The organism is Sanguibacter sp. Z41_6, from assembly GCF_059621145.1.
The window spans coordinates 1-14,874 of record NZ_JCAQIF010000008.1; the positions used below are offsets into that span (position 1 = coordinate 1).

Below are 14,874 nucleotides of genomic sequence, written 5' to 3' on the forward strand. Positions count from 1 at the left end.
CACCATGTGGGTACCAACCCCGGGACCAGCCACTTCGCCGGCTCGTAACGAGCTTCGCAGTGGTGTCTGTTCCTCCCGGTCGGGCTGACGTCCAGAACATTACGTCGACATGAACGCCCACGGCAAATCTGCCTCCCGTGACGGCGGTCACGGGGACCCCGGAGCGCTACGGCGTCAGCTTGTGCGCGTCCCAGGCCGCCTGCGCAACGAGGTCGGCGGCCGCACCCGGGTCGCGGAACGCGAGCTCGAGGGTGTGCCGGTCCGACCACCTCCCGGCCGCCTGCGCGCAACCGCGAGCCGCCGACCGGAGCACCTGCGTGCCGGACGCGGCGAGCACGCGCCCGTCGGGTCCCACCCACCACGACACCTCGACGCCATCGGCGAGCAGCCGCTCGTGCTCCGTCCACGACGCGGGCAGGCCGGCCACTGCCGACCGCAGGTCGACAGGGAGGTCGTGCACCCGCCCCTGCGCGGGCTCGGCCACGAGGACGGCGTCGGCGGCGTGCACCACGTCAAGATCGAGGACCTCGGCCACCGCGTCGGCGGCCTCCTCGCTCGGTGTAGGGACCACCGCACGCACCTGTGCCCAGGCCGGCTCGGCTGTCACCTGCACGGACGTGCCGGTGCCGACGTCGACCACCGTGGCGCTCCCCCCGTGCAGCGCGACCACCCGGGCGGGCAGCGGATCGACGTCCAGTCCTGCGAGACACGCGCTGCTCAGCCCTGCCCACACGGCCCGGGCCACCGGGATCGGGACCGTCGTGCCCACGCTCGGGAGTCCGGCGAGGAACGTCTCCCAGACCCCAGCATCGGGGACGCCCAGGACGGACTGCAGCTCCGCCGCGGTCGCCACGCCGCCCACCGCGCCGATGACCTGCGGGTCTGTCAGGTGCTCCACCTCCCGCGGAGCGCGGCGAAGAGCGACGTCGAGCCCGGCGCCAGCGCCTGCTGGCGCGAGGAAGGGTGCGCCCAGGACATCCCGCAAGTACCAGGCGGCGTAGCCGACAGCTCCCGGGCCGCCCCCTGGAGCCCCCGCCCGCTCCGCGGCCGTCCCGGGAGACTGCGACGACGGAGCTCTCACGGGTGCGAGGAGCGCCCGGCGTCCGGCCACGTCCGTCGCCAGCAGGTCGACGACCGCGCCCCACGAGTCGTCCAGCACGACGTCGAGGTCCTCGACCACCCCCAGCTCCCCGACGTGCTGTCCGTCGCCCAGCAGAGCTGTGAGGTACGCGTCGTACTCGGGCCAGCCCGGCAGGCCCCACGAGCGACCCTCGGAGGTGTCGGGTTCGCTCCCCGTGACGTGCTCGATGGTGCGCACGACAAGACGGTGGCGCACACCGAGGGCTCGGAGCACCACGGGATGCGGCTGGTCCCACCCGTCGGGGAGGCCGACCGCCGCGAGATCCAGGTGGTCCGCAGCCCAGGAGCCCGGTGCTGCCAGCTCGGCCGCCCGCTCCCACGTGCCGTCCTCGCTGGGAAGGGGGAGCTCCGAGAGCCACGCCGGGTACCGGCCCGTCGGCGCCGCACGCTCGTCGTCGGCCGGGCCGTCCTCCCCGCCGGCTCCGGCGACCTCCGCGACGAGGGCGAGGACCGCACCGACCGCCTCGGGCCACCCCTCTGCCGCCACCACCTCCGCGCCCACCAGGTCGTCCGAGACGCCGAGCACCCGGGCCTCGACGCCGGGAAGAGCGAGCACGGCCGGGTCGTCCGCCCCGATCGCACCCAGTGAGAGCAGGAGGGGGTGGGCTCCTTCCGGGTGGACCACCCGCACCCCCAGAGCCTCGAAGGTGCCCGCGGCGCCACGACCGACGACAAGGCCGCGGGGACCTCGCGTCACGCCACCCCCGGCGAGCGGGACGAGCACCCCCGCGAGCGCCTCGCGCACCGTGGGGTCCTGCGCGTACTCCGCCAGGGCTGCGTAGACACCGGCCCACTGGGCTGGCGCCAGCCCGGCCGGGAGCGAGTCGACGACGTCGCCCAGGCTGCGGACCTCGACGCCGAGCACCCGGGCAGCAGCACGATGCCGGCGCGGGACACCCACCACGCCGAGTCCTGTCGGCGCGAGCGCGTCGACGAGTGCACCGCTGGCCTCGACGTCGAGCATCACGCACTCGTCCGCGCGTCGGCCGCCGACCACCGGGGCATCCCGCAGCGCACGCAGGGCAGCGTCCCGGACCGCCGCGTCAATCCTCCCCGCAGGCAGGCCCGTGGGGACGAGGCTCAACGGTTCGGGCACCATCCGAGCGAGATCTGCGAGCGCCCCACCGGCGGCCTCCGCGACGAGGTCCGCTACCGGGCCGGGGGCGACCCGTCGTCGCGAGGGGTCGAGCGGGAACGAGGCGACGAGCAGGGCGCCGAGGGTGAGCGGCTCGTCGGTGGGGGTGGGCGCGTGCAGCACGTCCACCGGACGGTCGGGCTCGTGCCCAGGCAGCCCGGCAACGGCAGGGGACGCGTCCCCCGTGCGGGGCACGGCCCAGGTGACCGACCAGAGCGACGACCCCCGTTCCTCGACCGGCCGCGTCGCGAGCAGACCGGCAGGGACATGGCCCGACCGGGTGACCGACCACCAGCGGTCGGCGACCCCCCGCACCGTGCGTCCAGCTCCCTCCGGCCCCTCGACGCGGATCTCCTCGAGACCAGGCAGTGCGAGCAGGAGCGCGTCCCCGACGGCGTCGAGCTGTGCGCGGATGCTGTCAGCCGCCTCGGCATCCCGCAGGACGAGCCGCACCGACGTCGTGAAACCTGGGGGTACGGGGAGCGGCTCGACGGCGTACGGCAGGCGCAGCGCCGGGAGCCAGTCGCCGCGCGCCTCGACCTCCGCGGTGAGCTCCGCGGAGGTCGCACGCCCCGCAAGGTCGCGGCGCGTGCCGTCGACGGAGAAACGGACGGCAGCCGGTCCCGACGTGACCGTGACGTCGTCCGAGACCGATCGCACCGCGGCGAAGCCCACACCGAACCGGCCCACGAGCCCGGCCCGCTCGTCCGCCCGCTTGGCCGACGCCCGCATCGCTGCGAGCGACGCGACGCCCTCAGCGTCGAGCGCGGCACCGGTGTTCGACGCCGTCAGGGTGAGCCTGTCGCCCACACCGGCGAGGTGGAGGACCAACCGGCCCCGCACCCCGGACCGGGTCGCGGCGTCCGCGGCGTTCTGCGCGAGCTCGACGACGACGCGATCGCGGTAGTACCCGCGGGCGTGGTCCTCCTCGGTGTTCGCGTCCTCCCGGAAGCGCGCCGGCGACGCCGCCCACGCGGCGAGGACCGCCGCCCGCAGGGCCGCCGTCCCCCAGGGATCAACGTCACTGACGTCGGCGCCGCCCGCGGCGGAGCTCACTGCTCGGGTGCCGGCTCCGGCTCGTGCCCGGCGGGAAGCACGTCGGCCTCGGGCGGCGCCGGGGCGGCGTCCGTGGAGGTCTCCGGGCTCGCCGGAGGCTCCTGCGCCGAGGCTTCTGGGCCCGCCGAGACGTCCTGCGTCGAGCCGTCTGGAGTCGTCCGGGTCACCGCGACGACCTCGAGCTCCATCTCGTCGATCGCCGGGTCCGGCGCCGGCCAGTCCGTCGGGTGTGCCGCGACGTCGGTCTCCGAGTGGGCACCGCAGCCGTGGTCGAGCGAGACGACCTTGCCGTCATCCTCCGACCACGCGTTGGCACACACACCGAACACCTGGCCGAGAGCGCCTTGCAGCGGCACGAGGAAGCCGCACGAACCGCAGCCTGCAGCCGAGTGGATCGCGCCAGGTGCCGTCGGCCCCCGGAGACCGTCGTACCACCGCTGCGCTGCCTCGTCCCGGCCCTCGGGCGAGAGGACACGGGCACGAGCGAGCGCGAGCTCCTCGATCGCGACGCTGTCGACCTCCGGGTCCCCCGTCGGCGTGTAGCCCGGGACCAGCCGTGGGTCGTCGGCGCGGAACGGCAGGACGTCACCCGGCCCGATGTCGCCCGGACGCAACCGCTCGGACCAGGGCAACCACTCGGGCGCGAGGATCGCGTCGTCCCCGGGAAGGAGCTCGACCTCGCACACGGTCACGAGCTTGCTGCGCGGCGCGCGTGCGACCGTGACCGTCCAGTGCCAGCCCCGGTAGCCGCGCATGGTGCACGCGAACCGGTGCGACGCGAGGCGGTCCCCGTCCGTCGAGGCACCGAGGTGGTCCCCGACGTCACCGGCCTGCTCGGCGACCTCCTGTGCTGCGGAGCGGGCAACCTCGACAGCAGCGATGAGCACCGCGTCGGGCTTCGGGCGCGAGACCCGCTGCCGCGGCGCGGGAGATGTGGCTGTTGCTGCTGGTGGCATTGGTCCTCAGGCCTCGATGTCGTCCGCGATCGCGCGCAGCACCGTGGCCACCTTGGCCGCTGCGGCTTTCTCCGGGTAGCGCCCGCGGCGCAGGGAGTTGCCCACGCCGTCGAGCAGCTTGATGACGTCCTCGACGATCACCGCCATGTCGTCGGCAGACTTGCGCTGCGCCTTGACGACGGACGGGAGCGGGTCGAGGAACTTCACGGACAGCGCCTGGGGGCCCTTGCGGCCGTCGGCAACGCCGTACTCGACGCGAGCTCCGGGCTTCGGGGCGGCCGATCCCTCGGGCAGCGACGAGGCGTGCAGGAACACCTGCTCGCCGTCTTCGCTGGCGATGAAACCGAAACCGCGTTCGGCATCGAAGAACTTGACCTTGCCGGTGGGCACCTGGAACCTCGTGGAGCTCGTCGGGATGTGACCGCTCAGGATACCGGGCGCGGACGCGCAAGAGCATCCGGCGGCACGGTAGCGATACCCACCCAGTATCCGCGTTCTGCCTCCCAGCACCTAACGCTGCTCCTCGAGGGTGAACTTCACCTCCGGGCGCGGCAGGTTACGGCGGTCTCACCCCTGGTCCAGCCGCTGGGACGCGGAGCCCGACGTAAAATCGGGCGGATGGCCACGTTCAGCGACTCGATGCGCGCTCGCAGCGACGAGCAGCTCGTCGCCCTGCTCCGGCACCGCCCCGACCTCGCGTCCCCCTCGCCGGCCACGCTCCTGTCGCTCGCTGCCCGCGCCACGAGCCGAGCGAGCCTGCAGCGCGCGACGGGCACCCTCGACGCAGCCCACCTCCAGGTCCTCGAGGCGGTCACCGTCCTCGACGGGCTCGAGGACACGATCACCGAGGATCGCGTCGTGACCGCGGTCGTCGGTCCCGTGGACGATGCGACGGTCGGGCCGTCCGACCAGGCTGACCGCGACGCCGTCTCGTCGATCCTCGCCACGCTCGAGGAGATGGCGCTCGTCTGGGCGCCGGCCCCCGGGGTCCTGCGCTCCGCCCCCGGCCTCGACGAGATGCAGGACCCCCACCCGGCAGGGCTCGGACCGCTCGGGCGGACCCACGACCCGGATCCGGACCTGGGCCTCCTCGACGAGGCGCCACCCGGCGCCCGCAACATCCTCGCCGCCCTCACGTGGGGTCCGCCCGTGGGACGGATGACCGCCGTGGCGGGCGGTCCCGCTGCAGCGGCCACGAAGTGGCTCGTCAGCCACGGGTTCGTCAAGCAGGCCGACTCCCAGCACGTCGTGCTGCCGCGACGCGTCGCGATGGCGCTGCGCGGTGGCCGGACGCACCAGGGACTGCTCCACCCCCCCGAGCCGGGCCCGGAGACCCCGCGCACGTCCCGCACACCGGAGACCGTCGCAGCGGAGTCGTCCCGGGCGGCACAGGAGACGGTGCGGCGCGTCGCCGAGCTCGTCAACGCCTGGCAGGCGGCACCGCCCACGGCGCTGAAGTCGGGGGGCCTGCCCGTCCGTGAGCTGCGCCGGTTGGCAGCCCAGCTCGAGGCGACGGAACCCGACGCGGCCCTCGTCGCCGAGCTTGCTCTCATGACCGGGATCGTCGCCGAGGACGGCGACGATCCCACAGCCTTCGCTCCCACCGTGCACGCCGACGACTGGCTCGAGGCCGATCTCCCCGCCCGGTGGGCCGCACTCGTGGCCGCCTGGTTCGCCAGCGCGCGTGCGCCCTGGCTCGTCGGCGTCCGCGACGAGCGCGGGCTGCTGCACAGCGCCCTCGAGCCAGAGCTCCACCGCGCCTGGGTGCCCCGGCTGCGCGGGGAGATCCTGGACGTCCTGGCCACCGCTCCCCTCACCTCCATGGACGCGCGCGAGGTGCTCGCCGTGCTCCGGTGGCGCAGCCCACGGTCCGTCCCGCCCGTCGAGGCCGTCGCGGCACTGCTGAACGAGGCGCAGACCCTGGGGATCGTCGGAGCCGGTGCGCTCGCACCGCCCGGCGTCGTGCTCACGCGGGTCCCGCGGCAGACCGTCCCTGACGACGCCGCGGTGCTCGAGCTCGCCGAGACGCTCGGCGCCATGCTGCCACCGGCCGTCGACGAGATGCTCCTCCAGGGCGACCTCACGGGCATCGTGCCCGGGCGCCCGTCGCCCGCGCTGGAGGCCCTCCTCGGCGACTGCGCAGAGGTCGAGTCGCGCGGCTCGGCGCTCACCGTGCGCTTCACGGACCGGTCCGTGACCCGCGCGCTCGACACCGGACGCACGGGGTCCGAGCTCCTCGCCGAGCTCACCGCGCACTCCCGCACGCCCGTGCCGCAGCCGCTCGAGTACCTCGTGCGAGACACGGCACGCCGGCACGGGCAAGTGCGGATCGGAGCCGCGGCGAGCTATGTCCGCGTCGAGGATCCCAGCATGCTCGCCGGGATGGTCGACGACCCAGCACTGCGCCCGCTCGGACTGTTCGCCCTCGCACCGACCGTGCTCGCCTCCTCCGCCCCGATCGGCCAGCTGCTCGCCGCGCTCCGTGAACGGGGCACGGCGCCTGCGACAGAGGGCCCGGACGGGCAGGTCGTTCTCGCGGACCGGCGCACACCGCGGATCCGCGCCGCCGGGGGCAGACGCCGTCGTGGTCCCGGACCACGCCCCGCGCTGCCGTCCACCGCCCGCCACAGCACGCACGCCCCGAACGACAGCCCCGACCCGACGGCGCGCCTCGTCGCGCTCGTCGGGCTGCTGCGCGCTCAGACCCCGCCCGCGCAGGAGGTCGCCCCCCAGGTCGCGGACATCGACGACGCGTCGCCCTCCCGGGCGTCCGGGAGCGGGCGACGGACGGCCGCCGACTACCGGCACCGCGACAGCACCCGTCCCTCCACGGCAGCCGGTGGAACAAGTGAACCCGCCGTGGCGTTGGGCACCCTGCGGGAGGCGGTCGCCGACGGCCGTGAGGTGTGGCTCGACATGACCGGCCCGCACGGGGAGCACCAACGCCGCCGGGTCCGACCCACGCGGCTCGACGCCGGGCGGCTGCGTGCCCTCGACGTCGCCCGGGAGTCCGAGCTGACCGTCGCCGTCCACCGCATCATCAGCGTCGAGTACATCACCCCATGAACCCAGCACCGGGCGCAGCGAGCCGCGGGTCCGGCCCGCTCCACCCACCACCTACCGGGGAGCACAGCACCGCATGACAGACGGACCGTTGATCGTCCAGAGCGACAAGTCCCTCCTGCTCGAGGTCGGGCACCCGCGGGCCGACGCCGCACGACGCGCGATCGCGCCGTTCGCCGAGCTCGAGCGCGCGCCGGAGCACATGCACACGTACCGCCTCACCCCGCTGGGCCTGTGGAACGCCCGCGCCGCCGGGCACGACGCCGAGCAGGTCGTCGGCGTGCTGCTCGACTACAGCCGGTACGCCGTCCCGCACGCGCTGCTCGTCGACGTCGCCGAGACGATGTCCCGGTACGGGCGGCTCCAGCTCGCGCAGCACCCCGTGCACGGACTCGTGCTGCAGGCCACCGACCGGGCGGTGCTCGCCGAGGTGATGAAGTCCCGCCGCACGGCCGGGCTCCTCGGAGAGCGGATCGACGACGACACCGTCGTCGTGCACCCCTCGGAGCGGGGGCACCTCAAGCAGGTGCTGCTCAAGCTCGGCTGGCCCGCGGAGGACCTCGCGGGTTACGTCGACGGCGAGAAGCACCCGATCTCCCTCTCGCCCACCGACCCCGCCAAGGGCGACCAGACCTGGGAGATGCGGCCCTACCAGCAGCATGCGATCGACGGGTTCTGGCACGGCGGCAGCGGCGTCGTCGTGCTGCCCTGCGGTGCGGGCAAGACCATCGTCGGTGCCGGCGCCATGGCGCGCTCCGGCACGACGACGCTCATCCTCGTCACCAACACGGTGAGCGCGCGCCAGTGGCGCGACGAGCTGCTGCGCCGCACGACGCTCACCGACGACGAGATCGGCGAGTACTCGGGCGCACGCAAGGAGGTGCGCCCCGTGACGATCGCGACGTACCAGGTGCTCACGACGAAGAGGAAGGGTGTCTACACGCACCTCGAGCTGCTCGACGCCCGCGACTGGGGCCTCGTCGTGTACGACGAGGTGCACCTGCTGCCCGCGCCGATCTTCCGCATGACGGCGGACCTCCAGGCGCGCCGACGCCTGGGCCTGACCGCCACGCTCGTCCGCGAGGACGGCCGGGAGGACGAGGTCTTCTCCCTCATCGGTCCCAAGCGCTACGACGCGCCGTGGAAGGACATCGAGGCGCAGGGCTACATCGCGCCCGCGGACTGCGTCGAGGTGCGCCTGACCCTCCCCGAGCGCGACCGCATGCTCTATGCGACGGCGGAGCCCGAGGACAAGTACCGGCTCGCCGCGTGCGCGCCCGGCAAGAACGACATCGTCGCGCAGCTCGTCGCACGGCACGAGGGCGACCCGACGCTCGTCATCGGGCAGTACCTCGACCAGCTCGAGGAGCTCGGCGAGCACCTGGGCGCGCCGGTCATCACCGGCGCGACGTCGGTCAAGGAGCGCCAGCGCCTGTTCGACGCCTTCCGCACGGGCGAGATCACGAAGCTCGTCGTGAGCAAGGTCGCAAACTTCTCGATCGACCTCCCGGAGGCCTCGGTCGCCATCCAGGTGTCCGGGTCGTTCGGGTCCCGTCAGGAGGAGGCACAGCGGCTCGGGCGGGTCATGCGGCCGAAGGCCGACGGGCGCACCGCGCACTTCTACGCCGTCGTCGCCCGCGACACCGTCGACCAGGAGTTCGCCGCGCACCGTCAACGGTTCCTCGCCGAGCAGGGGTACGCCTACCGGATCATCGACGCCGAGGACCTCGACCAGGCGGCGCAGGAGCTGACCGACTGACGGACCGGATGCCGCGACGCCGGCGCCCGCGGAGGCCGGACCGACGGCGGGCGATACCTCCCGTACCGCACGGTCGTCCAGCGCGGACGAGAGTCGGCGCGTTGCGCCCCCACGCCCCGTGGTCGAAGATCGCAGGGTGGACTCCCGCCCGTACGTCTCGCCGTCGTCGCAGATCAGACGCACCGCTGGGGCGGTGGTGTGCACGCTCGCCCTCCTGCTCGCCGCGGTCTTCCTCCCGTCGACGGCCGCGTACGCGACCGATCCGTTCAACCTCCCGGACGACATCACCGACGAGGCCGGGGTGCTGAGCGACACTGCCGAGATCCAGGCCCACCTCGACCGACTGCGCGACGAGACGGACATGCAGCTCTTCGTCGTGTTCGTCGACGAGTTCACCGGCGCCGACCGGGAGGCGTGGACGGCCCAGACGGCCGAGCTCTCCGGGATGGGCAACGAGGACGCCATCCTCGCCGTCGCCGTCGACCAGAACCAGTACACGCTCGACGTCTCGCCGGACGCACCGGTCAGCGACGAGGTCTACGCATCCGCCGCAGCCGCCACCGAGGACGCGCTGCGCGCCGGGGACTGGGACGGAGCGGCGATCGCCGCAGCGGACGGCCTGCGCGGGGTGACCGCCGGATCCAGCGGGAGCGGGGACGAGGAGGGCACGAGCATCCTCACCGTGCTGCTCGTCGCCGGGCTCGTCGTCATCCTCCTCGTCCTGTTCGTCGCCTGGCGTTCGAGCCGCAGGCGCGGCACGGCCGCGCCGGGCGGCGCCCCCACGGTGCCGACGGCCGAGCTCAACCAGCGCGCGAGCAGCGCTCTCGTCGCCATCGACGACGAGCTCCGCACCGCCGAGCAGGAGCTCGGGTTCGCGCAGGCGCAGTTCGGCAACGAGGCCACGGACGCGTTCGCCGCGACGCTCGCGGAGTCCAAGACCCGCGTCATGCGCGCGTTCATGCTGCGCCAGCAGCTCGACGACACCACGCCCGAGGCCGAGCCGCAGGCACGGCAGATGATGGCCGAGATCATCGACCTGTGCGAGCAGGTGTCCGACGCGCTCGCGGCGGACTCGAAGCAGTTCGACGACCTGCGCAACCTCCAGGCGGGCGTGCCGCAGGCGCTGGCCGAGACCGCGGAGCGCGTCACGGCCCTGCGGTCGCGCATCGAACCGGCGCGCGCCGCACTGAGGACGCTCGCGATCACCTACCCGCAGACCGCGCTCGCGTCGATCGCCGCGAACCCCGACCAGGCAGCGCAGCTGCTCGACGCCGCCGACGACGCGCTCGCCGCCGGACGCGGCAAGGTCGACGAGGGAGACCGGGCAGCCGCCGTCGCGCACTCGCGCGCCGCGACCCAGGCCCTCGCGCAGGCCACGACGCTTCTCGACGCCGTGCGCAGCGCGGGCGACGACCTCGCCCGCGCAGGAGCGACGCTCGACGCCGCCCTCGCATCGATCGAGGCGGACCTCGCCGATGCGGGCCGGCTCGCACCACAGGACCCTGCGGTGAGCGCGGCCGCCACGACCGCGCGTCGCGTCGTCACCGATGCCCGCAGCGCGCGCGACGGCGGAGACCCTCTTGCTGCGATCCGCTCCCTCGCCGACGCGGAGGCCGCCCTCGACGCGGCGCTCGCGCCGTCGCGGCAGGTCGCCGAGCAGCAGGCGCGTGCCGCTGCTCTCCTGCGGCAGTCGCTCGGCCAGGTCGAGTCGCACATCCGCGCCGTCGAGGACTTCGTCGCCACCCGCAAGGGCGCGGTCGGACCGGAGGCACGGACCCGGTTGTCCGAGGCCGGCCGGCTCGCACAGGACGCGCGGGCGACCGAAGGGACGGACCCCGTCGGCGCGCTCGACCTCACGCGCCGGGCCGAGCAGATGGTCGGCTCGGCGCAGCAGCTCGCCCAGGCCGACGTCGAACGCTGGGAGAACCAGCGACGCGGCGGATACGGCGGCGGCCCCGGTTCCGGCGGGTCGTCCGTCGGCGGGATGGTGCTCGGCGGGATACTCATCGACTCCATCCTTCGCAGCGGCGGCGGGTTCGGTGGCGGCGGCTTCAGCGGAGGTGGATTCGGCGGCGGCGGCGGCCGCCGGTCGGGCAGCCGCGGCGGCGGCTTCGGCGGCGGAGGTCGCAGCGGGGGCGGGGGCGGCCGCCGGTCCGGGAGCCGCGGAGGACGGTTCTAGCACCACCACGCGCTGCAGCCGGTTCACATCAGTCATCAACAGAAGGGCACGACTCATGGCACAGAAGCAGTCGATCATCGGACGCGTCGCACAGCTCGCCAAGGCGAACATCAACGCGCTGCTCGACAACGCCGAGGACCCGCAGAAGATGCTGGACCAGCTGGTGCGGGACTACACCAACAACATCGCCGAGGCCGAGGAAGCCGTCGCGCTGACCATCGGCAACCTGCGGATGGCTGAGCAGGACTACAACGAGGACGTCGCTGCCGTGCAGGAGTGGGGCGGCAAGGCCGTGGCCGCGTCGCAGCGTGCCGACCAGTACCGGGCAGCGGGCAACATCAGCGACGCGAACAAGTTCGACAACCTCGCGAAGATCGCGCTCCAGCGCCAGATCGACGCCGAGGCCGAGGTCCGCCAGGCGGAACCGTTCATCACCTCGCAGCGCGAGACGGTCGACAAGCTCAAGACCGGCCTCATGCAGATGAAGGAGAAGCTCGCCCAGCTGAAGTCCCGTCGGGACACCCTCGTCGCGCGGTCGAAGACCGCTCAGGCGCAGCAGCAGGTGCAGGGCGCGCTGAACTCCATCAACGCGCTCGACCCGACGAGCGAGATCTCCCGCTTCGAGGAGAAGGTGCGCCGGGAGGAGGCCCGGGCGCTCGGACAGGCCGAGGTCGCCGCGTCGTCGCTCGACGCCCAGTTCGAAGAGCTCGAGGCGTCCGACGCCCAGATCGAGATCGAGGCGCGTCTCGCTGCGCTCAAGCAAGGCAGCACCGCTGCTGCCCCGCAGATCTCGGCGACGCCGGTGACACCCGCCTGACCACGGAGCGGCACCACCACCCCATGCCCGGGCAGGGTGCGTCCTCCTGGAGGTCGCACCCGCCCGTCGTGCCGGCAGGGTCCGGTCCACTACCCTCAGCGACGAAGGCGGACGCAGCGCTGCTCCGCCCGTGACGATCGTGACAGGGGACCGACGTGCAGACCGTTCGAGCGCTCGCGGCGGTGGCCGCCGCCACCGCCCTGCTCCTCGGAGCGGCTCCGCGCCCGCTGGAGCCGCCCGCACCGGTGTCCAGCACCATCACCGACCCCGCCGGTGCGCTCGGGACGCGGACCGGCGAGGTCCGGGACCGCCTCGCCGAGCTCGAGGACGCCACCGGAGCGAACCTCTACGTCGTGCTCGTCGAGAGCTTCGACGGCGTCGACGGCGAGACGTGGGCGATCCGCACGGCGGAGGAGTCCGACCTGCGCGACGAGGACATCCTGCTCGCCGTCGCCACCGACGACCGCCGCTACGGCGTGTCGGTAGCCGACGACGCCCCGTACTCCGACAGCCAGCTCGCAGCCGTGCGGACCGACAGGATCGAACCGAACCTGCGGGCCGACGACTGGGCAGGCGCGGCGCTCGCAGCCGCGGACGGTTACGAGGACATGATGACCGGATCGGTGTGGTCGAGCCCATGGCTGTGGCTCGCTGCGCTGGTGATCCTCGTCGTCGGTGGCGGTGCCCTCAGGTCCCGTCGCCGCCGGTCGGCGGACGAGCGTCGGCGGCAGGGGGCGCTCGGACCATCCGTCCCGTCCGCCCCACAGCAGCCGACGGAGTCCGACGAGGCGCTGCGTCAGCGGGCCGCGGCGATGCTCGTCGAGCTCGACGACGCGGTGCGGTCCTCCGCACAGGAGCTCGAGTTCGCGCGCGCCGAGTTCGGGCACCAGGCGACGGACCCCTTCGCCCGGACGCTCGAGTCGGCGCGCGCCCAGCTCGACCGCGCCTTCGAGCTGCGCAGCGGCACCACGGCTGTCGCCGGGCAGAGCAGCGACCGGGCGACGAACGCGTCGATCATCGAGCTGTGCGAGGACGTCGACGACCTGCTCGACGCACAGACCGCCGCCTTCACCGACCTGCGAGGGCTCCTGGACCGTGTCCACCTGCTCCTCCCCGAGCTCCTGGAGCGTGCGGAGGAGGTGCGGTCGCGCGTCGGGCCAGCGACCGACATCCTCACCCAGCTGCGCATCCTGCACCCGGCCCCTGCGCTGGAGACCACGGAGCAGAAGATCCCCCAGGCTCTCGCGCTGCTCGACACCGTGGCGCCGACCGTCGCCGTCGGGCAGAGCCTCGTCACCGGGGGCTCACGGCGAGGCGCGGTGGCCCGGTACCGCGTCGCGCAGGAGGCCATCGCCCATGCGTCCCGACTGCTGGACGAGGTGCACGAGGCCGGAGCTGACCTCGCGGCGTCGGCAGAACGCATCGCTGCCGCCCGCCGTTCGCTGGAGAGCGACCTCGCCGACGCCGCGCGGCTCGCGCCGCAGGACGCCGCGGTCACCGAGGCCGCGGACGCCGCCCGTGGCGCGATCGCCGCGTCCGCACTGTCGACCGCAGGTGATCCGCTCGCCACGCTGGACGACCTCGCTGCCCGCGAGGGCGCCCTCGACGAGGCGCTCGCCCCGTTCCGCGCCACGGATGTCGTGCGTCGACGCGCGGCGGAGCTGGCCTCCCAGGCGATCCACCGGGCGACCGAGGCCGTGGGCCGTCTCGACGCCGTGATCCAACGTCACCGGCTCTCGGTCTCCGAGGCACCGCGTGCCCGGCTCGCCGCAGCCCGCGGTGCGCTCACGCTCGCGAACGTCCTGCTGCCCACCGACCCCGAGCGGGCGCTCGGTGCCGCTCGCCAGGCGGAGCAGTCCGTCATCGACGGTCGCAACCTCGTCAACCAGCAGGTCAACCGGCCCGGGCCGGGCCCCGTCCCTGCTCCCCCGGAGCCGGAGACCGGCGGCTCGTTCTTCTCGTGGCTGCTCACCAGCGGCGGCGACGACGGGTCGAGCGGGGGCTGGGGCGGGACCTCGCGCTCGTCGAGCCGACGCTCGTCGTCCAGGAGACGCTCCTCGTCGAGCCGACGGTCGTCAGGTTCGAGGAGCCGTCGCAGCAGCACCCGCTCCTCCAGCCGCCGGGGACGGCGCGGTGGGGGCGGCCGGTTCTGAGCACGGATCGGCTCTACAGTTGACCCATGTCCGGCACCGATCTGCGCCCCGCGCGTCCCACGTACCTGCTCGTCGACGGCGAGAACATCGACGCAACCCTCGGCATGAACGTCCTGGGCCACCGGCCGAACCCGGAGGAGCGTCCCCGCTGGGACCGCATCGCCGAGTTCGCCCAGACCCTGTGGGGTCAGCAGGTCACGCCGCTGTTCTTCCTCAACGCGTCGTCGGGCCAGATGCCGATGCCGTTCGTCCAGGCGCTGCTCGCCATGGGGTACCGACCGATCCCCCTCGCCGGGGCCAGCCACGAGAAGGTCGTGGACATCGGTATCCAGCGGACCCTCGAGGCGATCGCCGACGTCGACGGGGACGTGCTCCTCGCGAGCCACGACGGCGACTTCCTGCCGCAGGTCGAGCAGCTGCTCGACGGCGACCGGAAGGTCGGCCTGCTGTGCTTCCGGGAGTTCGTCAACTCGCGGCTCGGGGAGCTGAGCTCCCGGGGACTGCAGTTCTACGACCTCGAGGAGCGCGTGGGAGCGTTCACGACCCCGTTGCCGCGCGTGCGCATCATCCCCATCGAGGACTTCAACCCGCTGCGCTACATCTGATCGCTGTCGCG

9 protein-coding genes are annotated in these 14,874 nt (G+C 73.7%); 6 read left to right on the forward strand and 3 right to left on the reverse strand.

Going from position 1 to position 14,874, the window contains the following annotated elements; translation table 11 throughout:
• Positions 1-166: 166 nt before the first annotated feature.
• From AC54T1_RS14165 to AC54T1_RS14175, 3 genes are read right to left on the reverse strand one after another with little or no spacing between them, the layout of a single operon-like run.
• A complete protein-coding gene (locus AC54T1_RS14165) occupies positions 167-3,331 on the reverse strand; it encodes a sacsin N-terminal ATP-binding-like domain-containing protein (protein ID WP_496912327.1) in 3,165 nt (1,054 codons plus the stop codon).
• Positions 3,328-4,287, reverse strand: a complete 960-nt coding sequence (locus AC54T1_RS14170) for a DUF3027 domain-containing protein (RefSeq protein ID WP_496912328.1) — start codon at positions 4,285-4,287, stop codon at positions 3,328-3,330. Before AC54T1_RS14170 ends, AC54T1_RS14165 begins: the two co-directional genes overlap by 4 nt.
• Before the next feature lie 6 nt (positions 4,288-4,293).
• Entirely contained in the window at positions 4,294-4,677 is a 384-nt protein-coding gene (locus AC54T1_RS14175) for a cold-shock protein (protein WP_496912329.1), read from the reverse strand.
• Positions 4,678-4,905: 228 nt separating this feature from the next.
• Between AC54T1_RS14175 and AC54T1_RS14180 the strand changes: the two genes are divergently transcribed.
• The 6 genes from AC54T1_RS14180 (at position 4,906) to AC54T1_RS14205 (ending at position 14,863) form a co-directional block, all read left to right on the forward strand.
• Positions 4,906-7,353 carry a helicase-associated domain-containing protein gene (locus AC54T1_RS14180; protein WP_496912330.1) on the forward strand — a complete coding sequence of 816 codons (2,448 nt, stop codon included), beginning with the start codon at positions 4,906-4,908 and terminating at the stop codon, positions 7,351-7,353.
• Between the two features lie 73 nt (positions 7,354-7,426).
• The gene (locus tag AC54T1_RS14185) at positions 7,427-9,109 is read left to right on the forward strand and encodes a DNA repair helicase XPB (RefSeq protein ID WP_496912331.1); all 1,683 of its coding nucleotides are present in this window, start codon (positions 7,427-7,429) and stop codon (positions 9,107-9,109) included.
• Between the two features lie 136 nt (positions 9,110-9,245).
• A complete protein-coding gene (locus AC54T1_RS14190; RefSeq protein WP_496912332.1) occupies positions 9,246-11,288 on the forward strand; it encodes a TPM domain-containing protein in 2,043 nt (680 codons plus the stop codon).
• 55 nt (positions 11,289-11,343) lie between these two features.
• Positions 11,344-12,105, forward strand: coding sequence for a PspA/IM30 family protein (locus tag AC54T1_RS14195; RefSeq protein ID WP_496912333.1), 762 nt, complete (start codon positions 11,344-11,346; stop codon positions 12,103-12,105).
• 155 nt (positions 12,106-12,260) lie between these two features.
• Positions 12,261-14,258, forward strand: coding sequence for a TPM domain-containing protein (locus AC54T1_RS14200; RefSeq protein ID WP_496912334.1), 1,998 nt, complete (start codon positions 12,261-12,263; stop codon positions 14,256-14,258).
• A 26-nt stretch (positions 14,259-14,284) separates the two neighbouring features.
• Entirely contained in the window at positions 14,285-14,863 is a 579-nt protein-coding gene (locus AC54T1_RS14205) for an NYN domain-containing protein (protein ID WP_484346101.1), read from the forward strand.
• Positions 14,864-14,874: the final 11 nt, after the last annotated feature.

Bases quoted from the DNA above. Each gene is read 5' to 3' on its own strand.
- AC54T1_RS14185 (WP_496912331.1), top strand. From the start codon at position 7,427: ATGACAGACGGACCGTTGATCGTCCAGAGCGACAAGTCCCTCCTGCTC.
- AC54T1_RS14180 (WP_496912330.1), top strand. From the start codon at position 4,906: ATGGCCACGTTCAGCGACTCGATGCGCGCTCGCAGCGACGAGCAGCTC.
- AC54T1_RS14205 (WP_484346101.1), top strand. From the start codon at position 14,285: ATGTCCGGCACCGATCTGCGCCCCGCGCGTCCCACGTACCTGCTCGTC.
- AC54T1_RS14170 (WP_496912328.1), bottom strand. From the start codon at position 4,287: ATGCCACCAGCAGCAACAGCCACATCTCCCGCGCCGCGGCAGCGGGTC.
- AC54T1_RS14195 (WP_496912333.1), top strand. From the start codon at position 11,344: ATGGCACAGAAGCAGTCGATCATCGGACGCGTCGCACAGCTCGCCAAG.